Consider the following 22782-nt stretch of genomic DNA (forward strand, 5'->3'; position numbering starts at 1 on the left):
TTTTGTTATTTTCTAAGCAATAACATATAGCAATCCTACGTAAGTCTCAAAGTGTTTAAATACCAACGTGATCTCTGATTTGATGTAACGGATTTTTATTTTGAGATAGCAGCGTAGCACTTGCTCTCGCGCGAATTTCTTGGGAACATTAAGGCAATAGGTAAATTGATTCAGGTCTACATCCCATGTCGAAACTAAGCCTACAAGAACAGATGTTGAAAGCTGGCCTTGTAAACGAAAAAAAACTGAAGAAAGCCAAAAAAGGCTCTAAAAAATCTCGTGTTCAAGCGCGTGAAGCAAAAGCGGCTGTTGAAGAGAACAAAGCGGCTCAAAAAGAACGAGATCAAGCGTTAAACAAACAACGTGACGAAGAGAAATTGAGCAAAGAGATTAAGGCTCAAGTTAAACAATTAATCACATTAAATGCTATTGAACAGCGCGACGGTGACATTAAATACAATTTCACTGACGGCACGCTTGTGAAGTCTATATATGTGACTCAGGAAGTCCGAGATCAGCTTAGCAAAGGAATACTTTCTATAGCACGACAAGAAGACACTTATACCGTTATCCCAAGTGTCGTTGCCAAGAAGATCATGGAACGTGATTCAGAAACTATCATCGAGAATGAATCGAAAGAGGAAGTCCTTGAAGAGGATGATCCATATGCACAGTATGTGGTGCCTGATGACTTGATGTGGTAAGTAGGTATTTTCTAGAAGCCTCGATGCTGGCAACAGTATCGAGGCTTTTTTCTATCTGCAAAATGTGAGTTTGCTCTCATGGTATCGGTTTTCCCCCAATCGCTTACAGAACAAGAATGAGTTGAAGAAATACAAATAAAATGCTCAGCAGCTTAGGTTCGGTCGCTTTGGCGGCATAGCGGTAATCTTGGCGTTCGGCCCTTACAGTGTGTGTTGGATAATATACAGGATACATATTGACCTCCGGGTTGAGTGTGTGGTTATTATGTAAACTAATTGGCGAACAAAGAATGAAGAGATGATTATGGGAAGTTCACCTTTTTACTCGATAACGCAACTTAGAAGGCTCCAACAGCTCAATCAGCTATATTCAGTCGGAACCATTCATCCTGTTACGATAGGAGAACTAGCGGAAAATCTGTCGTGTTCCGAACGTAATGTCAGCAAGCTGATGGGCACTTTGATGGAGCGTGGGTGGCTAGATTGGAAAGCAGGTAGAGGGCGAGGTAACTTGTCTAAAGTTACATTACTTGTTGACTTTAAGGCAGTTATCCTAAATCAGCTGAGAGCTTTAGTTGGTGCAGGACAGGTCCAAACAGCGTTTGAATTAGCGGAACATTTTGATTACCAGATTGACTTTAAAGCCAACCTTTCTAATTGGTTACAAGATGCAGAAAGTGAGCTAAGAAAGCAAAATACGTTGATCTATGCGACTCCATTCCCACTTCCTGAATGGCGACCGATGCATGCTCGTTCGTCTCGCTCTATCATGCTACTTGAGGGCGTATTTGATACATTGTTAAGATTTGATACTGTCACTCAGCGTGTCATACCGCACCTTGCCCACCATTTCAGCTATCAAGATAATCAACTGAGCTTCCGATTAAGAAATGACGTCTTTTTTCATGATAATCAAAGACTAACGACAGAGATAGTGAAGGAAAATCTGTTAATCAGGCATACTAGTGAGCATAGCTACAAAATACTATTCAGGCATTTAGAGAGCATCACTATTGAGGGACAATGGGTTCACATAAAACTACGTCAACATGATCCTGTATTTGTTCATCTTTTAGCGGACGTCCATTCGGGTATCTTTGATACCGAACAACCTACCTTTCCTAACGGAACGGGACCTTACTCTGTTGGTACGTTTAAGACTTTTCACTGGAGCTTTACTAAAAACCACAGATATTTCGCACTCGGTGGCTTGATAGATCAAGTCGAATTTTGGGAAGCGGATTCTTCTCCCACAACTGCCCACTTTCAGGAACTAAGAGAGTTATCACATAGCAATGATGAAGATAGCCAAGTAGCTGAGCAAGATGGAGGTTTAGTACTTCAGTTTATTCATCATAACAACATGTTATCGTCTGAAGAACGACATTGGATTGTGAATCAATTCAGATCGGTTGAAATGAATATGTGTCAGGCAAACAGCATAATGCGATGTCATCAAAAGGAAGGACTGTACTTCTTTACGACAACATCTGCATTACCTCGAAGACCTGTGGTTATTGAAGTCAGGCACGTACATCGCAGCCTGCTTTTGAAAGTGTTAGAGCAAATCGATGTCGCATCTGAATCTTGGGTCGTGGTAAATAAAGACGAAGCACATAATTACAGCGTTGACATCTCTTTTGACTGCTATGTGTTTAGTGAGGACCAAGCATTTCAGTACTACGAATGGCTCTTAACATCCGATGTTTTCCGAAGGTGTCTCTCTGTGGAGAACCAGAAAAATATGACCCGCTTTCTAGATGAATGGCTAGAAGAGAGTGAAACTAGTGACGACTTCCTATTAAAGATGCACAAAGCTGAAAACTGGCTTATCCAACAGTTCTACTATTGCCCATTATGGCGAGATGACATGATATTCAAGACGTCACATAACTTATCAGGGGTCGAGATCAATGGAATGGGGGTACCGACTCTGGCGAAAATGTGGTTGGACTAGTTTGTATTTATCACACAAGCTGTCATCTATTACTTGGCTAAAGTTCGAGTGTTTGCTCATGAATTTTTCAACCCCCTGAGTTCGCACTATTACTCGCACCTTAATCTGCTTAATGTTACTTAACCTCGTATTTTAACGAGCGATTGAATTTAAAGAATCAGAACATCCACTATCTCGATTTCCAATGATCCTCAATATAACTAATTGAATTTTAGCTAACTTAATCATTCTGAAGCTATTCAAAGCTGTCGCTTCTCCTATTCGTAAACGCTAGAAACACGTGATTGTAGAAACTAATAACTAGATCACATATTTCTTTGTTGTTGAATTTTTGCTCAATAAGCGTGATCGCTATCACGCACTATACTGGTATAACAGGTATAGTGATTATAGTTAAGGTAATAAATAGGACGCATTGATGGATTTATCAGGTTTTTATGCAGCTACGCTCACTCCTTTTAACAAAGATGAGAGTATTAATTTTCAAGATCTACAGAGATTACTTGAATTCAATACTCAATCTGGATTGAAAGGACTTTATGTCGGCGGTTCAACTGCAGAAGCATTTCTATGCACTACTGACGAACGAATTGAACTCTTAAAAGCAACTGCGGAAGTTGTTTCTTCAACGAATGCTACGTTGATTGCTCACGTGGGTGATATCTCTACTAAGAAGAGTGAGACGATAGCAAGGGCTGCTGCGAATCTTCCTTATCATGCGGTATCCGCCGTGACGCCTTTCTATTATCCAGTAGGGTTCGAGCAATTAAAACAGCACTACTCCAGTATTATTCAAGCTGCTGGGAAACCAATGGTTGTATACAACTTCCCTGCATTCTCAGGGATGAGTCTAAGTAGAGACCAAATTGGTGAACTCCTTAATCTGGAAGGTGTTGTTGCACTCAAGCAGACTTCTGCTGATCTATATCAAATGGAACAGCTTTCTAGAGGTTTTGCCGACAAAACTATTTTTAATGGTTTCGACGAAATACTTGCATCTGGCTTGGTTGCGGGAGCAAAAGGTGGAATTGGTTCTACTTATAACGTCCAAGCTCAACGTATTTTAGATATTAATACCGCTTTAGAGTCGGGAGACGTAATCAAGGCTACACATCTTCAAAGAGAGGCAAATAAAGTCATTGATACACTTGTTGCTGCCGGTGTTATTCCAGGTTTGAAATATGTACTTAAGCTGAAAGGCATATTGAGTTCGGAGTATTGTCGCCGTCCACTTAATAGTGTTTCTCAAGAGCACAAAGCTAAATTAGCTCAACTCGTAGAGGCAGGGTTATGCTAATTGGTTTGGATATCGGTGGCACAAAAATTGAAGGTGTTTTGGTTTGTTCGAGAACGATGGCGATAAAACAACGAAAGCGTGTTACTACGCCGAGAACGAATTACAGAGAGTTTTTGGCGTCTGTAAAGTCGTTGATTGATGACTTGATGGCTCAGTCCAGTATTGAATCTATTGGCGTAGGTTGTTGCGGATCGATTAATAGAACCACCGGTACCATGCAAGGTGCAAACATTCTGTATCTAAATGGCCAAGACTTTTTAGCAGATCTGAAGAGCGTTTATTCGTTACCAATTGCCTTGACCAATGATGCAAACTGTTTGGCCATCTCCGAGTTTAAGAATGGAGCAGCCAAAGAGGCAGCAAACTCATGTCTTGCAGTGATTTTAGGGACAGGATGTGGCGGTGGTGTAGTTATTAACGGCGATATCGTTGATGGACTTCATGGCCTGGGGGGAGAAATTGGCCACAATCCATTACCCGGATACGACGCTAGTGTCGATGGCCCTACAGTAGATTGCTACTGTGGGTCACAAAACTGCGTCGAATCTTTTCTCTCGGGAACTGGGTTAGAACGACTCTGGGAATTGTCTCATTCAAAGATATCAGCAGAGAAGATCTTTGACTTATATAAGACAGGAGATCAAGACGCAATTAGACATATCGATGAATATACAGACCGGCTGGCAAGAGTATTAGGCTCCGTTGTTAATATCATTGACCCAGAAATCATTGTCTTAGGTGGTGGTGTTTCGAATCAGTCGAATATCTATCCAATGGTACAAGACAAACTAAGTCGATATACGTTCAACAAAAAAGTGTCTACGCCTGTTGTAAAGGCACTTCATGGCGATTCAAGTGGTGTTTTGGGGGCGGCAATACTTCCTCAAATGAAGGGGCTAATTTGATGGTAACTATTAAGCACATTCGTCCAATTATACTAACCGGCGAATACGGATTTGAAGGTTGCGCAGAGAATGCTCTTCACTTACCTGAGGGACTTAGGTGTTGCTCGATGTTGGAAATTACATTGAGTAATGGTGTTAAAGGCATTGGTGAGGGTTACCTCGGTGTATTTGCACCAGATGTGTTTTGCTCGATAGTCAACCTAATTGCACCTTCGATACTTGGTTGTGATGTTACTGATGGCTATCAAGCGCCATTAACGAAAGCAAAAAACACAACAGCTTACTGGTCGTTGCAAGGTGCAGCTCAACACGTAATTTCAGCATTAGAAATTGCGTTAGTTGATGCTTATGCCAGATGTAAAGATATTCCTGCGGTCGAGCTTTTCGGCGGAGCAAAATCCAAATCGATTGCTATGTATGGGTCGGGAGGAGATTCTTTACATCCCGTCTATATGCGAAGTGAGTTGGAACAGCTTCATTCACGTGGAATCGACATTATTAAGATTCGAGCTAGACACAATCAAATTGATAAAACGGTTTGGACTGTGGAAGCTGGAAAGCGTTTAGGTATTCGTGTTGCCGTTGATATGACCCAAAATCTAGCTATCAACGGACAGACTGCGAAGCAAGTTACTGACTTTTGTCAAACGGTCTTTAACAGAACAGGAGAGCAGTTGGTTTTTGTTGAAGAGTGCTTAGGGCTCGACAAGCTCTCGCAACTTCCCTCCCTAGCAAAACTCTCTGAGATATGTGTCGCAGGTGGAGAAATAGTCACAACAAAACAAGAATTGTTTGAACGTATTGATCAGGCTTATTACAACATTGTTCAGCCTGATGCATCAGTCATCGGAGGAATTCAAGACACAATCGAGGTTTGCAATTATGCACAGCGTTCGAATTGTCAAGCGGTAGTGCATTCTTGGGGAGGAGCCGTGTCAATGATGGCGAATTACATCGCTGCTTTTGCTTCTGGAGGTTCACTCATTGAGTATCCTATGCCTTATTTTTCTCTGCGCCCAGCATTGTTTGACTTTGATGAGTACATTGATGGAGGAAAGTTTTCTTTACCAGATGCACCAGGACTGGGTATTGAGTTAACTCCAGATGTGGAGCATGCATACGCTTACGAAAAATCTGCGCTATACCATTGCTCACCATTGGAGTCGGGTATTCAAGATCTGAATCGCAGTCATTCAAATTGGTCTGAGGGGTAGATATGAAAGTATACGTACATCCCTTACTTAACGAGCGAGAAAGAGAGTATTTCATTACCCATTCTGCCACTGAACTAGCGTTCACCTTCAATGATGGCACGTGTACGTTAAAGCACTGTCGGGATGCGGACATTGCTATAGGGAATTTCAATACGTCTTGGATTGAGGAGATGACTAATCTAAAGGCTATTCTTCTAGATTCAGTTGGCACGGACAATTTCAATGGTTACCAATGGTCTAAAGGTAACACGGTTATGGTTTGTAACTTAGCGGACTTTTTTACCATACCAGTCGCGGAAGAAGTGTTGGCAAGCTTGTTGTCTGTCTATCGATTGCATTCTGAGTTATACGGCGCTCAACAAAATAACTGCTGGGCCAAAGATACTATCCGTTTTAAGAAAAGACTTCTTAGTGATGCTTCAGTCCTTATTATTGGTTTCGGTAATATTGGGCGCAGAATCGCATCGTTATTAGCACCATTTGGTTGTGAAGTTCAGACTTTTGATAATCAAGATATGGAAGTCGGTGGTATAGCGGCATTAACTTCAGCAGTTTCTCTTAATGATGTAATTATTTCTACGATTCCCGCAACCACAGAAACTCTTGATATTTTCGATGAGAAAATGTTCGCAGCTATGCGCTCTGGAGCGACGTTTTTGAATGTTGGCAGAGGGCAAGTGGTTGATGAAGTTGCACTGTGCCAAAAAGCAAAAAATGACAAAACGTTTAGTGCGTGTTTAGACGTGACGGTACAAGAGCCAATACCCGACAATTCTTTACTTTGGAAACTCCCTAACATCTATTTGACCCAACATACAGGTGGTGGGTCGATAGATGAAAACTATAAGAAAATTGACATCTATATAAGTCAAATACATCGGTTGTTAAATGACCAACCACTTAACAATATGATCCAATTCTAACAAGGATATTTAGAACATGACGATGAAAACTACCCTCAAAATTAGTGTTATAGCTAGTGCTTTACTCGCAGCGAATGCTTACGCGAAAACGGAACTCAAAGTGGGTTTCAATGAAGCGTATAACAGTCCCATTTACCACGGTATGGTTACCGCCTCTGAAGAACTGAAGAAGCTCTCTAATGGAGAATTAACCATGAGACTGTATGAAGGCGGTCAATTGGGCAGCGTACATGAAATGTTAGAACAGGTTTCACTAGGTGAAATCGACATGTCAATGCAGGTTTTTGGTGGCTACGCTCAATATGTTCCGGAACTTGGTGCTTTGGAAACAGCATACATAGTAAAAGACTTCGATCACTTACGTAAGATTTTTAACGGTGAATGGGGGCTTAAAATACGCGCGGAGTTAGAAGATAACTTTGAACTTAAGCCTATTGATATGTGGTACTTTGGCGTTCGCCAAACTACCTCAAACCGTCCGATAAATTCAATTGAAGACATGAAAGGCATGAAGCTTCGTACTCCTAATGCGAAGGCTTTAATTGACTACGCAAAAGCAACCAGCGCTATACCTTCTCCAATCGCATATGCTGAAGTTTACTTAGCGCTTCAGACGAATGCTGTTGATGGCCAAGAGAATCCGATCCCTTCCATTGAAGCAATGAAGTTTTATGAAGTTCAAAAATACTTGGCTATGACAAATCACGTTGTACAAGACCAGACCATTTCAATTAATTCAAATAGTTGGGATGATCTTTCTGAACAAGAACAAAAATGGCTCATTACAGCGCTTCACAAAGGTGGAGAAGAAGCTGAACGTCGAATCAACGAAAACACGGATAAGTTCCTCGCATTATTTAAAGAGTCAGGAGTGACAGTTACACACCCAGATTTAGAACCGTTCCGTGCCGCAATGAAACCTTATTATGCTGCGCTAGACAAAAAGTATGGTAAGGGATTTACGCAAACACTAATTGACGCGCAATAGAAACGTGAAGTGGCGGAGCTGTGCTCCGCTACAAGATAAGGTCCATGTATGAATAATATAATCCGAAAAATGGAGTGGGCAGAGAAGTACCTTTCAATTCTTCTTTTTTTGGCCATGCTTTCTGTTCTCACTATTCAAATAGTAAGTCGGTACTTTTTTAGTGTTGCCATACCTTGGACAGAGGAACTGTCTCGTTGGCTCTACATTTACATCGTGTTTATTGGAGCAAGTGAGGCGGTCTCGCGAAGAGACCATATTGCTGTTGATATTGTTCCAAACAGGCTCGGTGTGAGAGCTAATTTAATCCTAGATGTCTTGATTCACGGCAGTTTTGCAGTGATATCTGTTTTCATTGTTTATCGTGGTTATCTCTTTATGGAGCGAATGGATCGATTGGGCTCGATCACAATGGATGTGCAAATGTCGTGTTTGTACGCTGCGGTTCCGATAGGTTTTGCACTGGTATTTGTTAAGTCCATTTTAAATGCAGGGCTCTCTTTGTCTAAGCTGTTTCAGCAAGAGAAAGGTAGTACAACTGCGATTCCCCAATAGTATGAGAAGGGTTTAATGCTATGTTTAGTATTTTTGGAGGCTGGGGCGCTTTATTAGCTATAGGTATGCCTGTTGCATTTACGCTTTACGCTGTTTCTATCATTTATTTGTTGCTCAATGGTGGCATTGCTCTCGCGCCACAAAAAGTGATTTCAGGACTAAATTCTTTTCCCCTTCTTGCGGTTCCATTTTTTATCTTTAGCGGGCTGCTTATGAACTCGGCGGGAATCACGGACAAAATGTTCAAGTTTGCTAGAGATTTGACTGGACATTTAACAGGTTCGTTAGGACACGTTAACGTATTGGCAAGTTTATTGTTTTCAGGAATGTCTGGTTCTGCTCATGCTGATGCCGGAGGGTTAGGGCAGCTTGAAATCAAAGCAATGCGTGATGAAGGTTATGACGATGGATTTGCAGGTGCCATAACGGCAGCTTCCAGTGTAATAGGACCTTTGATGCCACCAAGTATTCCTATTGTAATATATGGGGTTATGTCCGGCGCTTCTGTGGGAGCTCTATTTTTAGCTGGAGTTGTTCCTGCGTTACTCTGTGCGGGCGCGTTGATGATTATGGTCTATTTCATCGCTAAGAAAAAGCGCTACCCAGTCTATCCTAGAGCATCATTTAAGACTATTTGTCATTCATTTAAAGATGCATCTTTAGCGTTACTAACACCGGTGTTAATTATTGGAGGCATATTTTCAGGGCTTGTTACTCCGACTGAAGCAGCGGTCGTTGCATCACTATATGCAATGTTCTTAGGGTTTGTTGTATACCGAGAGCTGACGTTTAAACGTTTTATAGAGTTAGTTCATGAAACGGTGAATACTTCAGCGGTGATTGGCTTTTTGATTGGTGGGGTAGGCTTATTCGGTTACGTAATTATTAAGGAAGATATCCCTTTAAAAGCCGCTGAATTATTCTTGCAAGTAACAGATTCTCCACTGGTATTTTTAGTGCTAGTCTCAGTAATGCTCTTTATTCTGGGGGCTTTCATTGAAACGCTTGCTCTATTGTTGATTCTAATACCGATTCTTCTGCCTATTACGGTGCATTTAGGTATCGACCCTGTACATTTTGGGATCGTGGTTGTGATGAATATGATGCTGGGTATCCTTACGCCGCCAATGGGAGTATCTTTATTCGTCGTAGCAAAAGTGGGTAAGATTCCTTATGAGACATTGGCCAAGTCAGTATTGATTTTTCTAGTACCGTTAATATTTGTTCTTGGGCTGATTATTCTCTTTCCTGAGTTAGTGATGTTTTTACCGAATCAACTTCTTTGATTTTAGAATGATCGTAGCTAAAGGAGAGAAATATGGTTGTTTCTAGTTTAAATGCGATGGACAGAAGCAAAACGCTTGGCCAAATCATACACCATATTATTAATGATGGAGTTGATACGTATCCAAATGGTCTGACGGAAGTAAGTGGCAGCGATGTTTTTGTTAATCGTATTCGAGGCCAAGCGAAAGACGTTGAAGATGCATTGGCGGAAGTACATGATGAATATATTGATATCCACCTAGTGTTATCGGGAAAGGAGAAATTTGGTTATTCATTAAGAGTCAATGAGAGTGAAGATGAACTCGAGAAGTTTGTAGACGACGCTAAGCTAAGTCGCCATATGAGCGGTGAGCAGTTTGTTATTCTAGAACAAGGCAATTATTGTGTATTTCTACCGGGAGAGTGGCATCGACCCATGCTTAAGGCTTTAAGCGATGACCACATAGTAGACAAAGTAGTGATTAAAGTGAGAGCGTCACTGTTATGAGAAAAAAATCCCAACTTGAACTACCGGAAATTCGAGGAAACTGGGCGACACTTTTACTTCCAGTAGAGCATGAGACAATAAACTTTGTAATGTTAGAGCAGCAGATTGACTACTATATTGAAGCAGGTGTCGATGGTATTTATTCGAATGGTACAGCTGGTGAGTTTTATACTCAGTCAGACGAAGAGTTTAAAAATATTAGTACCTTATTAGCGAAGAAGTGCCGTCGTGCAGAAATGCCATTTCAGATAGGTGCTAGTCATTGTCATCCACAAGCAACGTTAGAAAGAGTTAGATTTTCTGCTTCCTTAAAGCCAAGGGCTATACAAGTTATATTGCCAGACTGGTTCCCATGTTCTTTAGATGTGGCAGAAAGATTTCTGCGTGGAGTTGAAAAGGAAGCTGACGGAGTAGATATAGTCTTATATAACCCTCCGCACGCAAAAGTTAATCTGAGTGCGAAGGAGTTACTTTATCTGTATCAAAACATTGAGACCTTAGTAGGTTTTAAATTAGCCAGAATCACGCCTGAAATTGAAAAGACAGGCTTACCTCTAGTAGCATCTATTTTTGTAGCGGGACACTTTCTCGCGACAGATGCGTATAAAGGGGCAAAAGGGGCGTACTCAAATGTGTGTTGCTTAAACCCAACCGCAGCGCAAAGATGGACAGAGCAGTGCTTATCTTTGGACCCTCAAGCCTTAGAGTTGGAAACACGAATCCAACGATTTATGGAGCGAGAAATAGCGCCATACATTGTTGATGAAGGCTACAGTAATGCAGCCGCAGATAAGTTTATGGCGGCGATGGGGGGGTGGTGTAACATTACACCAACAATGAGGTTTCCGTATGCTTCAATTCCCGCAAAGTTTATAGCACCGAAAGCAAAAAAACGAAAAATGTACTTACCCGAATTCCAACTGGTGCCAACAGAAGCAACAAACTAGCTTTATTGCTTAACCCAGGTGAGTCGTTCGGACATAATAAATACCATTCTATTAGAATGTAATGAATGCAAGATGAGGAAACTCTTATGGGGTTAACGTCTTTTCCACTAAAGCCTATGAAAAAGACCAAGCTGTCCGATAGTGTGGCGGAAGAGCTGGAAAAACTGATTATCAATAACACATTAAAAGAAGGCGACACGTTACCGTCAGAACGGGAGTTAATGGCAGCTTTTGACGTTGGACGTCCTTCAGTGCGTGAAGCTCTAATGAAGTTATCTCAAAAAGGTTTAGTTGAAATAAAAAGTGGGGAAAAAACGCGAGTAACTAAACCCTGCACTGAGACCTTATTGAATAATGTTTCTGGTTTAGCGATTGGTTTATTATCTCAACAGGATGAGAAGCGTCAGTTCGAGCACCTAAGACAATTGTTTGAAATTGCGATTGTAAGGGAAGCTGCATTAGTGCGCACTGACGAGGATCTTGTCCGGCTCAAAGCTATTCTCGAACAGAATAAAATGCACTGTAAAGACTACAATTCTTTTGTTAGCACAGATATAGCGTTTCACCGATGTATCATCGATATGATCGGCAACCCAATGGTTTCTTCATTGTATGAGTCCTTGATCTCTTGGTTGATTATGACGAGAAACCCGGAAGACTATACGCCGTATCATACTCAGAACTATCATGAGCATGTGACTATATATAACGCTATCGCTGAAAAAGATCCTAACAAGGCGGAGAAATGCATGCGTGAGCACTTAGATGCTGTAATGCGAATAGAGAAATAAAGAGTAGCGCTAGACAGCAAGGCCAGTAAGCCTTGCTGTTTTTTTATGTTTAATCTTGAGTCGGTCTACTCGCCCAAACATAAAGCAGCTCTAGCGCTATGGTTGCACCAGCGAGAGCAGTCAGTTCGCTTTGGTCGTAAGGAGGTGAGACTTCTACCACATCCATACCTACCACGTTGATACCAGCCAAAGCGCGGATGATCTTAAGCACTTTATCTGAATTTAGTCCGCCGCAAACAGGCGTTCCCGTTCCTGGCGCGAAAGCGGGATCCAAGCAGTCGATATCAAACGTGATATACACTGGTTTGTCACCGATAGTCTCACGGATCTGGCTAACAATTTCGTCAACACTCTGGTCATTCGCTTGCATTGCGTTGATGACTTTAAAACCATGGTCATCGTAATCATACTCAGTACGAATGCCTATTTGGACCGAATGCTTGGCTGAGATTAACCCTTCTTTTGGCGCATGGTAGAACATGGTACCGTGGTCGTAACTACTGCCATTAGCATAAGTGTCAGTATGTGCGTCGAAATGGATTAGCGCCATTTCTCCGTGATGTTTAGCGTACGCGCGTAAGATCGGCAGTGTGATGAAGTGATCACCACCCAATGCGAGCATAGTCTTACCACTCTTTAGAATTTCACTAGTCGCTGCTTCTAAGCGATAGGTGAAATCTTCTGCGTCACCACAGTCGAAAACTAGGTCGCCAGAGTCGATAACTTTTGTTTTGTCGAATACGTTAAAATCCCAAGGAAACTTCTTTCCTTCCCACGCAAGATTGACTGATGCACGGCGAATGGCGTCTGGCCCTAAACGAGCGCCAGGGCGACCAGAGGTCGCCATGTCGAGTGGAACACCCAAAACAACCACATCTGCGTCAGCAGAAACTGGATTTTTCACGTATGGACGACGAACAAACGTCATCGCGTTTGAATACAGTGAATAATCAGTTTTAGTAAACAAATCATTCATTTAAAAATCCTCTAAATAGGTATAGCCTGTTAGGCCGTATTCTAATTCTGCTAAAATTAAGGCTTGTTCATCAGCTTCGATGTGTTTTTCAACAAGCTCTTTATAATTGTTTTTGATCGCTTCTACGTCAATGTGCACATAACGCATCATATCTTCAACGGTATCGCCAAGGTCGATAGCAGCAAACTCGAAATCACCATTATCAGTGACGTTAACTACCGCGCTGTGCGTATCGCCAAACAGGTTATGCATATCACCCAAGATCTCTTGGTATGCGCCTACTAGGAAAAAGCCCATTAAGTATGGCTGGTCTTTGTTCCAAGCTGGCACTGGTAGTGTTGACTCAATACCCTGACCATCAACATATTGGTCAACTGCACCATCAGAGTCACATGTGATGTCTAGCATAACAGCACGAGTCTGCTCTTCACTTCCTAAACCAGATAGTGGTAGCACTGGGAATACTTGGTCAATTCCCCAAGCATCAGGAAGCGACTGGAATAGCGAGAAGTTCACGAAGAACTTATCAGCCAAACGCTCGCTCAGTTCGTCAAGAATCGGTCTGTGGAAACGATTCTTGTTGTCCATTTGTTTATGTAGCTCGCCATAAATGCTTAAGCTTAATTGCTCAACCCAGGCACGCTGATGCAAATCCACGACACCAGAAGTGAAGAGTGTTTGAGCTTCGCTCAGGTCACTTTGAGTATCGTTGTAAATCTCGATAAGTGCACGTGCATCGGTGCCCGCTCTTAGGTTTTGCCAGTTCTGCCACATATTTTGCAGCAGCAGCGGTGCGTCTTCGCTCGGTGCATCGACTGATTCCACATTATAGCTTTCCGTACCAATTACATTGGTAATCAATACCGCGTGGTGTGCGGTGAGTGAGCGACCAGATTCTGAAATGATCACTGGCGCGCTTTCTTCATAAAGAGCACACACATCACCTACGGTACTCACGATGTTGCGAGCGTACTCTGCCAAGCCGTAGTTCATGGAACTGCTTGATTGGCTACGTGTACCATCGTAATCAACGGCTAGGCCGCCCCCAACGTCGAAGTAAGTAATAGGCACTGACATTTTGCGAAGCTCACAGTAGAAACGTGCAGCCTCGTTCACACCATTGCGTACATCACGGATGTTGGCCATCTGCGAACCTAGATGGAAGTGAACTAACTGAAGCATTTCTAGCTGGTCTTCCGCTTTCAATCTCTCAACGACTTGTAGCACTTGAGACGCTGACAAACCAAATTTCGATTTTTCACCGCCGCTTGCTTGCCATTTACCTGCCCCTTGTGATGCTAGGCGAATACGTAAACCGACACGAGGTTTAACGTTTAGTGCTTTTGCTTCCTTAAGAACGATATCCAGCTCGGATAGCTTCTCAAGAACGATGAACACTTTGTGGCCAAGCTTTTCGCCAATCAGTGCAAGACGTACGTATTCTCTGTCTTTGTAGCCATTACAAACAATCACTGAGCTCGCACGTTGAGCCATGGCCAGTACTGCCATTAACTCAGGTTTGCTTCCTGCTTCAAGGCCAAGTTGTTTTGTTTCTGCTTCTGCTTGGCTAGCAAGAATTTGTTCTACTACGTCTTTTTGTTGGTTCACTTTAATTGGGTAAACCAATAGATATTCGTTGTTATATCCGTAATCATTGATCGCTTGGTTAAATGCGTCGCAGATACCATGAACTCGTTGATGGATGATTTGCGGAAAACGCACTAAGGCAGGCAAGGTTAAGCCTTTTTCTTCAAGTGCTTGTGCAATACGAGTTAATGGAACATGGTGTTGGCCGTCTTTACGAGGAGAAACAGTTACATCGCCGCTGTCATTGATGCCAAAGAAATTTTGGCTCCAGTGTTGTACGTTGTAGTCGGCGCGGATGCGGTCAAGTTTGGAAGTATTAGTCACGGCATGTCTCACTTATCATGCGCTCAGGCTGGTACTAATCTTTTTCTTTTTCGAATTTTCGCTCGATTTGATGATTGGGAATTAGCGTTAACCTGAAAAATCAAACCTCGTGATGATCTTCCATGATGGTCACGAACAGCTTCTTGAGTGCCAATGTTGTGGAGCAGGGTACTCAAGAGTCGTGCGCATTAACGGATATATTGGGTTTAATGTCTAACAAAAGGTTTTTCTCGAAACGATTAAGAAATTTTGTCTATCCCGAGCTTCCTCAATTTTCGATAAATAGTGTTTCTACTCACGCCTAATATTCGCGATGCCAAGCTCACATTTCCGTTTGTTTCTTCGATAGTTTTCAATAGCTTATTGTCAATGGTCGATTGTAAGTCGTTATCTTGTTCGAGAGTAGCAGTTCGTGTAGTGGTGAGCTTACGGATTATGTTTTCTGGAAGATCATCTAGATTGACGATGGGATTATCACATAGAGCGGCGATCAAACGGCAGGTAGAGTGCACTTCTCGAAGGTTTCCCGGCCAATCATACTTAAGCATGAGGTCAATAACGTCATCTGAGAGACGCTGTTTATTGGACTCCTGCGTAAACGTTGACTCAATCAGCTGTTGAGTGTCTTCTCTTTCACGAACGCTTGGTAAAGTGATACTCAGTCCTTCAAGTCGATACCATAGGTCTTCTCTGAACTCCCCTTTAGCGACCATATCAGTTAAGTTCTTGTGGCTAGCAACGATGACGTAGACATCAACGGGATAGCTGCGATTGGCTCCAATGGGTGCAACAATTTTCTCTTGTAGTACATGTAAGAGGCGAGATTGAGCATTAAGGGGAAGGTCTGCAATTTCGTCGAGAAACAAAATGCCGCCATTGGCTTGCCTAAATCGACCTTCGAACCCCTTGGGGTGAGCACCTGTAAAAGCTCCCGGAGCATAACCAAATAACTCGGACTCAATAAGGTCCTTTGGTAGCGCTCCACAGTTGATAGCAATAAGAGGTCTTGCGGCACGTGAACTTTGTTTATGCAATGCTTTTACAAATTCATTTTTCCCGGTTCCGGTTTCTCCTGAAATTACCAAGCCGATACGTTTTGACATGACTTTTATAGCTTGTTGCCAAGCTTTTTCAACACAACTATCTCCTTGGTGTAATGGGCAGCTTGAAGACTCGGCTTTTGATTTACTCTTAGGAAGGTGACGCAGAGGTTTAACAGACTCAACTTGATAGTAAAACTGGTCTGTTTTACGGATACGATCAAGAGTCAGTGAACCAATAACAGACTCAATAGGATCACCCGGTTTAAGTTGATTAGCTAGTACACTGGAGGCAATAGCATTTTGAGCCAGCACTTGCCCATTTTTATCGGTGACAACGATTCCTTGCCAACCACTATTAAGAACAGAACTATCATGACCAAGGCGTATTTTTAATGCAGCATCGGGAATAAAGTTGAGTAGTTCGCTCTCTATGTTTTGGACCATGTTCTGAATAAGTACCCTAGTGGCATCGTTATGGGTTTGATATTCACTGGTCACGTCCAATATAGCAATGAGTTTTCCGGCGGGTGAAAAGATCGGGCTGGCAGTACAACTAATGAAATGATGATGCCTAATAAAGTGTTCTCCACCTATGATGGAGACCGGACGTTTTTCTACCAAGGCTGTCCCTATCGCGTTTGTACCTTTCAGTCCCTCATCCCAAAGCACTCCTTGATCGAGTGCTATTTCCGTGAGTTTCTCGCGAAATCGCTTTTGTCCCCACGTCTTTACTATTGCACCGTTGGTATCCGCTAAGATAAGTCGGCTATCAGTACGAGAAAATATCTGACAAAAAAGTGGGTATGCATGTTTTTCAATGACATTTATTAACGTTTGATGCTTATCGATTCGTTCAGTAACTTCGACGTTACTAAGTCGATGATCTTCGGGCAGATGGCGGCTACTTAAACCAGCTTGAATACTGCGTTTCCAAGAGTCCTTGATCCACGCCTTTTCGTTAGTTGTATGGCTAATTAACATGAGTGTTCCATTTTGTAGCAGTTCACTGTGACATCATGCTACATAACGGAACAACGGCCATTTGAGCATCAACAATAGAAGGACAAATACAAGTTACGTTTAAATTATATTAATCATAAATTTACAAAATTATAACATCTCTTTTGTTAGATTGGCGTAATTGTTGCCTCTATCACGATGTCGTATGACACATAAGGCATGACTTTTTTGCATACGACGCTGCTAACATTCGATTAAATAACAAAAGGATAAGCTATGATTTACGCTCAGCCAGGAACGGAAAACGCAGTAGTTAACTACAAGCAACGATATGAAAACTATATTGGTGGAGAGTGGGTAGCACCAGTAAACGGCAAGTATTTCGAAAATACATCTCCAGTTAATGGTAAAGCGTTTTGCGAAGTCCCTCGCTCAGATGCCGATGATATTAGTTTGGCCCTCGATGCTGCCCATGCTGCACGCGAAGCTTGGGGCAAAACCAGTGTGACTGAGCGAGCAAACGTCCTGCTCAAAATCGCTCACACGATAGAGCAACACCTTGAAGAACTTGCCGTCGCAGAGACGTGGGAAAATGGCAAGCCTGTGCGTGAAACATTAGCTGCAGACCTTCCTTTAGCCGTGGATCACTTCCGTTATTTCGCTGGTTGTATTCGTGCGCAGGAGGGATCTGCGGCGGATATTGATGCCAACACTGCAAGCTACCATTTCCCAGAACCTGTGGGCGTTGTTGGTCAAATCATTCCATGGAACTTTCCAATGCTGATGGCAGCATGGAAACTAGCACCAGCATTAGCAGCAGGGTGCTGCGTGGTACTCAAGCCTGCGGAGCAAACGCCAGCATCTATCTTAATGCTTATGGAAAAAATCGGTCACTTAATCCCTGCTGGTGTGGTCAATATTGTCAACGGTTATGGAGCCGAGGCCGGTCAAGCGTTAGCAACTAGCGAGCGTATTAATAAACTAGCGTTTACTGGTTCGACGGAAATTGGCCACCATATATTGAAATGCGCAGCGGAAAGTTTGATACCTTCGACGGTTGAACTTGGAGGTAAGTCTCCGAATGTGTATTTCGAAGATATCTTTGATAAGGATGATGACTTCTTAGAAAAGTGCATTGAGGGGACACTATTAGCTTTCTTTAACCAAGGTGAAGTATGTACTTGCCCATCCCGAGTATTGGTTCAAGAGTCTATTTATGACAAATTTATCGCCAAGCTTGAGGAGCGCTCAGCAACCATAAAGCAAGGAAATCCTCTGGATGTGACCACGCAAGTCGGTGCTCAAGCGTCACAAGAGCAGTTTGATAAGATCATGAGCTATCTTGAAATAGGTCGTCAAGAAGGTGCAAAAGTGATCATTGGCGGCGACATGAACAAGCAAGAAGGTGACTTACAAGACGGCTATTACATTCAGCCAACCATGCTTGCAGGTAACAACAAAATGCGTGTATTCCAAGAAGAGATTTTTGGCCCTGTTATCGCGATTACCACCTTTAAAGACGAAGCCGATGCCCTGCGAATTGCTAACGATACTGAGTATGGTCTAGGCGCAGGGGTTTGGACTCGTAATGGCAACTTAGCGTATCGCATGGGACGTGAAATTCAAGCAGGACGAGTGTGGGTTAACTGCTACCATGCATATCCAGCACACGCTGCATTTGGTGGTTACAAGAAGTCGGGCATTGGACGAGAAACTCATAAACTGGCTCTCGACCATTATCAAAACACCAAGAATTTGTTGGTGAGTTATTCGACTAGTCCGTTAGGTTTCTTCTAAGGTCTCTAGTTTTTGCTAAGCCGGAGTTTTTTGCTCCGGCTTTTTTCGTCATATCTCTGTAAATTTACCAGAATACACGTCTGGTTAACGGTTATTTACTGCGGTTTTTGTCAGTATCTTTCGAAACAACGAAAACCAACAAAAAAATGATCACGAAACAGAGATTAATTAGCGATTTTCAAGATATCGGCATCAATCCAAATGGAACGTTGCTCGTACATTCCTCCATGAAAGCCATAGGAGACGTTGAGGGTGGGGCTGACACAGTACTGGATGCTTTGAGTGAGTTTATGTCGGAAGGGCTGTTATTGCTACCCACGCACAGTTGGGATAAGCACAATCTTGCTAATGGTATTTATGATCCTAAAACAGAACCCTCTTGTGTCGGTATCCTTGGTGAGATGTTTAGGCAAAGGGAGGGCGTGCTTCGTTCGCTTCACCCTACTCACTCTATGGCCGCGTTGGGGAAAAATGCCGAGCAGTTTATTGCTGGCGAAGAAACATTGACGTCTCCATGCCCTCGACATGGCGCTTGGGGAAGACTCTATGACGTTGATGCGCAGATTCTCTTTCTAGGGTGTCCTTTAACTCGTAACACATACATACATGGTGTGGAGGAGTGGAGTGCGATTCCTAACCGTATCGATTCTGAGTCAGAAGCCATCACGATTATTAAAGGTGATGAGGCTATTGAGACGATTTTGCGTCGCCATAAAAGTCCGTTTGGTAGCATTCATGAAAACTATGACAAGCTTGAGCGTCCATTTGTTAAACAAGGTATCGGCCATTGGGGGACTATTGGCGAGGCAAGATCGTTTTTAGCCAGCGCGAAAGGAATGGCAGATATAGTGCAAGCGTTCTTAAAGCGAAACCAAGATGTCTTTTTGTACGATGAGCCCATCCCAGAGTCGTGGTATGAATAAAGTAAAAAGAGCCTAAATCTAGGCTCTTATATATTGCTTATCCGTGACTTTCACCGACGATAACGACTTCCCCGGTTTCTTCATCGAGATACGCACCAATCGGTTGAATATCCACAATGTCGAACTCATAACAGGTTCTAGAATCCCAAACGCCAGAACGGTTTAGTTCGTCGCCAGCGAGCTTTCCCGGCTTATTTTTGCTTAGCCATTCATTGGCCACTTCTCGTAACTCCCCAGAATCGGAGGCACTGAAGATACCGCTTTGGTTATAACAAACCAGCATTTTGTTCCTGCTTTCATTATGAGGCACAGGAATACTGTATTGGCTGCCATTATCAGAATTATAAATGGCGCTATTTCTTAAGATTAGGTCGTAGTCCGCTTGCAGTTGTCCTGCTTTCACCGCGTTGTAGACGGAACAGCCTGATAATAGTGAAGCGCCAATGACTAGCATTGTTAATTTCAGTGTTTTCATATGTCTTGTTTCGAATGATGACATTACTGTGAGCTTCTAGTTACAAGGTTTTAGAAACGGTATCCGACTAAGAAGCTGATGTAGGCTTTATCCTCGATAGACAGTTCGCCTGCACTGCCAACATCTAGTTTGTCATTTTTGCCGATAGTACCGTGCAGGTTAAGATTGAGGCCGTTTTTGAATTCATATCCAGCACCTAAAAATGGCAGCACTTTACGGTTGCTAAAAGAACCGATCTCACTTGCAACATGGTCGAACTTAAGACTATTAACGGTGACACCTGCTTTAAGGCTAAGCCCCATGTCAAAGCGATAACCTGAATAGAATGAGAAATTATTGCGTTCTACGGTGCCTAGAGCTATTGCGTTTTTTGATGTTAAATCGGCTACGTTTGAGTTTTGCTCAGCGTGTAGCTGAGTACCCAGTAGAATGTTTGCATAATCAACTTCAAACGCTACAGTAGGTGCATTGCGGTCGTACCCTGCCAAAATGTTAAAATTAACGTCGTCCATACCTGCTGCGATAGTTGAGGAAGAAGCCACGATTAGTGCAGATGCGAATAGTTTTTTCATTGTCTTTACGATTCCAAAATTGTCAAAAATACAGTTAGAAAATACCAACTGACGAAATCGCATCCCTGCGTGGAAATCCATAAGATTGGATGACTGACTCTCCTGATTTAGAGCCTCGGAGAGACAGCCTATGTCACGGTGAGTGACAGGAGATATCGTAAAGATGATGAGTTTAGTAGCCTAATGTAGCAGTGTTAGAAAAGCGTTGGAAAAGAGAGGTGGGTAGTTGTGTTTGCAGATACAAAAAAGGCTTCGATTACTCGAAGCCTTTTAGAAATTCTTTAACTGTCGTTATTATTGAGGAATAACGTTAACAGCTTGAGGACCTTTTTGGCCTTGCTCAACACCAAAAGAAACCGCTTGGCCTTCTTTTAGAGTTTTGAAACCTTCGCCAGAGATAGCGCGGAAGTGAACGAATACGTCTGGACCGTTCTCTTGAGCGATGAAGCCGTAGCCTTTCTCTTCGTTAAACCATTTTACTGTGCCAGTATTTGTGTTAGACATGTTATGTCCCTTACTTTTAAGATTAAAATTTGCCTTTCGGCGATCTCGCTTTGTGTTTCCGTTTATTTAATCAAGCCGTAAATGGGAAAAACGAATGACAAATACCCGCAAGGGAAATTATCTGACAATACTTCTCGTACTCTTTTACTCTTACTTTAAATAACTCTGAACACCAGAGCGCAAGCAGTGTAACACACCTAGCAAAGGATTAAATGAATTTCTTATGAATTAGTTACAAAAAGAGCAAGCCATTCGTGACTTGCTCTTTTGAGATGATAATTAGCGTTTAAACGTAACGTTTTCAGAGGACTCGAGGTGGATTTGAGTCTCGGCTGGCTTCGTTTGAGCGATGACATAACCGTTACGAATGGAGTAGCTGACGGGTACTTGGCGACGGACAGCGTCAAAGCCATTGTCCGCTGGCAGCAATAGCAAGCTACCTGCTTTGCCCACTTCCAAACCGTGCTTGTTTTGGATATTCAGTGCTTTAGCTGAATTAGTACTGATCAAGTCAAGTGACTGATTGATTTGATCGTAGCCCATCACCTGACATACATGTAGCCCCATGTGCAAGACTTGAAGCATGTTGGCAGTACCCAATGGGTACCAAGGATCAAAAACATCATCATGCCCAAAACAGACGTTGATGTTTGCAGCCAACATTTCTTTTACTCGTGTTACACCGCGACGCTTAGGGTAATCGTCGAAACGACCTTGTAAATGAATGTTAACCAGTGGGTTTGCGACAAAGCTAATGCCTGACATCTTCAGCAGACGGAACAAGCGAGATGCGTACGCGCCGTTATAAGAACCCATTGCGGTGGTGTGACTTGCTGTCACTTTGTCGCCCATTTCGTATTTATGAGCGAGCGCCGCAAGAGTTTCCACAAAGCGAGATTGTTCATCATCAATTTCATCACAGTGAACGTCAATCAAGCGGTCGTATTTACGCGCCAATTCAAAGACGTAATGAAGTGATTCAACGCCGTACTCGCGAGTAAATTCGAAATGTGGAATCGCACCGATAACATCCGCACCAAGCTGTACCGCTTCTTCAAGGAGCTCTTGGCCATTCGGGTAAGACAAAATACCTTCCTGCGGAAACGCAACGATCTGGATATCAACCCACTGCTTCATTTCTTCACGAACTTCCACCATCGCTTTAAGCGCAGTTAGTGTTGGGTCAGACACATCAACGTGAGTACGAACGTGCTGAATACCGTTGGCAATCTGCCACTTTAAAGTTTGTTTAGCACGCTGCTTAACGTCTTCAATAGACAGAAGTGCTTTGCGTTCTGCCCAACGTTCAATCCCTTCAAACAAGGTTCCCGAGATGTTCCAACTAGGCTCTCCGGCAGTTTGAGTCGTGTCTAAATGAATGTGAGGTTCACAAAATGGCGCTGTCGCCATATGACCGGTCGCGTCAATGTGTTTGTCCGCAGTCAGCGTTTTTGAGCCGGCAGGTTCAATCGCCTTGAAAACGCCGTCTTCAATCAAAAGGTCATAAAGACCTTCTTTCATATTGATTGAAGCATTTTGAATGAGCAAAGATGACATAACACCAAATTC

General features: G+C 42.8%; 21 protein-coding genes. 14 read left to right on the top strand and 7 right to left on the bottom strand.

What is annotated here, in order from left to right:
• The first annotated feature begins 185 nt into the window (after nucleotides 1–185).
• The 12 genes from MMA19_RS12795 (at nucleotide 186) to MMA19_RS12850 (ending at nucleotide 12052) form a co-directional block, all read left to right on the top strand.
• Complete coding sequence (locus MMA19_RS12795; RefSeq protein ID WP_124941821.1) at nucleotides 186–704, top strand: DUF2058 domain-containing protein; 519 nt, start codon at nucleotides 186–188, stop codon at nucleotides 702–704.
• A gap of 304 nt (nucleotides 705–1008) precedes the next feature.
• On the top strand, nucleotides 1009–2661 hold the full coding sequence (locus MMA19_RS12800; RefSeq protein ID WP_240206383.1) for an SgrR family transcriptional regulator: 1653 nt from the start codon (nucleotides 1009–1011) through the stop codon (nucleotides 2659–2661).
• Nucleotides 2662–3079: 418 nt separating this feature from the next.
• Nucleotides 3080–3958, top strand: coding sequence for an N-acetylneuraminate lyase (locus MMA19_RS12805; RefSeq protein WP_031493723.1), 879 nt, complete (start codon nucleotides 3080–3082; stop codon nucleotides 3956–3958).
• Nucleotides 3952–4863 carry an ROK family protein gene (locus MMA19_RS12810; RefSeq protein ID WP_031493722.1) on the top strand — a complete coding sequence of 304 codons (912 nt, stop codon included), beginning with the start codon at nucleotides 3952–3954 and terminating at the stop codon, nucleotides 4861–4863. The genes MMA19_RS12805 and MMA19_RS12810 overlap by 7 nt, the downstream gene beginning before the upstream one ends.
• 107 nt (nucleotides 4864–4970) lie before the next feature.
• The gene (locus MMA19_RS12815; protein ID WP_239913674.1) at nucleotides 4971–6077 is read left to right on the top strand and encodes an enolase C-terminal domain-like protein; all 1107 of its coding nucleotides are present in this window, start codon (nucleotides 4971–4973) and stop codon (nucleotides 6075–6077) included.
• A gap of 2 nt (nucleotides 6078–6079) precedes the next feature.
• On the top strand, nucleotides 6080–7000 hold the full coding sequence (locus tag MMA19_RS12820; protein ID WP_236110101.1) for an NAD(P)-dependent oxidoreductase: 921 nt from the start codon (nucleotides 6080–6082) through the stop codon (nucleotides 6998–7000).
• 16 nt (nucleotides 7001–7016) lie between these two features.
• The gene (locus MMA19_RS12825; protein ID WP_107305966.1) at nucleotides 7017–7988 is read left to right on the top strand and encodes a sialic acid TRAP transporter substrate-binding protein SiaP; all 972 of its coding nucleotides are present in this window, start codon (nucleotides 7017–7019) and stop codon (nucleotides 7986–7988) included.
• A 48-nt stretch (nucleotides 7989–8036) separates the two neighbouring features.
• Nucleotides 8037–8540, top strand: a complete 504-nt coding sequence (locus MMA19_RS12830; RefSeq protein WP_240206384.1) for a TRAP transporter small permease — start codon at nucleotides 8037–8039, stop codon at nucleotides 8538–8540.
• Between the two features lie 20 nt (nucleotides 8541–8560).
• Entirely contained in the window at nucleotides 8561–9826 is a 1266-nt protein-coding gene (locus tag MMA19_RS12835; protein ID WP_240206385.1) for a TRAP transporter large permease, read from the top strand.
• Nucleotides 9827–9858: 32 nt separating this feature from the next.
• Nucleotides 9859–10314: a YhcH/YjgK/YiaL family protein gene (locus tag MMA19_RS12840; protein ID WP_240206386.1), complete on the top strand. Its 456-nt coding sequence runs from the start codon at nucleotides 9859–9861 to the stop codon at nucleotides 10312–10314.
• Complete coding sequence (locus MMA19_RS12845) at nucleotides 10311–11261, top strand: dihydrodipicolinate synthase family protein (RefSeq protein WP_240206387.1); 951 nt, start codon at nucleotides 10311–10313, stop codon at nucleotides 11259–11261. The genes MMA19_RS12840 and MMA19_RS12845 overlap by 4 nt, the downstream gene beginning before the upstream one ends.
• A gap of 86 nt (nucleotides 11262–11347) precedes the next feature.
• Nucleotides 11348–12052 carry an FCD domain-containing protein gene (locus MMA19_RS12850; protein ID WP_107305961.1) on the top strand — a complete coding sequence of 235 codons (705 nt, stop codon included), beginning with the start codon at nucleotides 11348–11350 and terminating at the stop codon, nucleotides 12050–12052.
• A gap of 49 nt (nucleotides 12053–12101) precedes the next feature.
• On the opposite strand, the gene speB is transcribed toward MMA19_RS12850, so the two are convergent.
• From speB to MMA19_RS12865, 3 genes are all read right to left on the bottom strand, one after another.
• Nucleotides 12102–13028 (bottom strand): agmatinase, encoded by a 927-nt coding sequence (gene speB, locus MMA19_RS12855; RefSeq protein ID WP_107305960.1) that lies wholly within the window; start codon nucleotides 13026–13028, stop codon nucleotides 12102–12104.
• Nucleotides 13029–14939, bottom strand: coding sequence for a biosynthetic arginine decarboxylase (gene speA, locus MMA19_RS12860; RefSeq protein ID WP_240206388.1), 1911 nt, complete (start codon nucleotides 14937–14939; stop codon nucleotides 13029–13031).
• Nucleotides 14940–15178: 239 nt separating this feature from the next.
• On the bottom strand, nucleotides 15179–16963 hold the full coding sequence (locus MMA19_RS12865) for a sigma-54-dependent Fis family transcriptional regulator (protein WP_240206389.1): 1785 nt from the start codon (nucleotides 16961–16963) through the stop codon (nucleotides 15179–15181).
• A 255-nt stretch (nucleotides 16964–17218) separates the two neighbouring features.
• Between MMA19_RS12865 and MMA19_RS12870 the strand changes: the two genes are divergently transcribed.
• Both MMA19_RS12870 and MMA19_RS12875 read left to right on the top strand, forming a co-directional pair.
• A complete protein-coding gene (locus tag MMA19_RS12870; protein WP_240206390.1) occupies nucleotides 17219–18739 on the top strand; it encodes an aldehyde dehydrogenase family protein in 1521 nt (506 codons plus the stop codon).
• A 146-nt stretch (nucleotides 18740–18885) separates the two neighbouring features.
• Nucleotides 18886–19662: an AAC(3) family N-acetyltransferase gene (locus MMA19_RS12875; RefSeq protein ID WP_240206391.1), complete on the top strand. Its 777-nt coding sequence runs from the start codon at nucleotides 18886–18888 to the stop codon at nucleotides 19660–19662.
• A gap of 37 nt (nucleotides 19663–19699) precedes the next feature.
• Here the strand turns inward: MMA19_RS12875 and MMA19_RS12880 are convergent, their stop codons facing one another.
• The 4 genes from MMA19_RS12880 to MMA19_RS12895 form a co-directional block, all read right to left on the bottom strand.
• Entirely contained in the window at nucleotides 19700–20137 is a 438-nt protein-coding gene (locus MMA19_RS12880; protein ID WP_031493245.1) for a hypothetical protein, read from the bottom strand.
• Nucleotides 20138–20187: 50 nt separating this feature from the next.
• Nucleotides 20188–20709 carry a hypothetical protein gene (locus tag MMA19_RS12885; RefSeq protein ID WP_240206392.1) on the bottom strand — a complete coding sequence of 174 codons (522 nt, stop codon included), beginning with the start codon at nucleotides 20707–20709 and terminating at the stop codon, nucleotides 20188–20190.
• 294 nt (nucleotides 20710–21003) lie between these two features.
• Entirely contained in the window at nucleotides 21004–21213 is a 210-nt protein-coding gene (locus tag MMA19_RS12890) for a cold-shock protein (RefSeq protein WP_006069145.1), read from the bottom strand.
• A 279-nt stretch (nucleotides 21214–21492) separates the two neighbouring features.
• Nucleotides 21493–22770 (bottom strand): cytosine deaminase, encoded by a 1278-nt coding sequence (locus MMA19_RS12895; RefSeq protein ID WP_240206393.1) that lies wholly within the window; start codon nucleotides 22768–22770, stop codon nucleotides 21493–21495.
• Between the last annotated feature and the right edge of the window lie 12 nt (nucleotides 22771–22782).

It is taken from the genome of Vibrio sp. CyArs1, from assembly GCF_022432925.1.
GTDB lineage: Bacteria > Pseudomonadota > Gammaproteobacteria > Enterobacterales > Vibrionaceae > Vibrio > Vibrio mediterranei.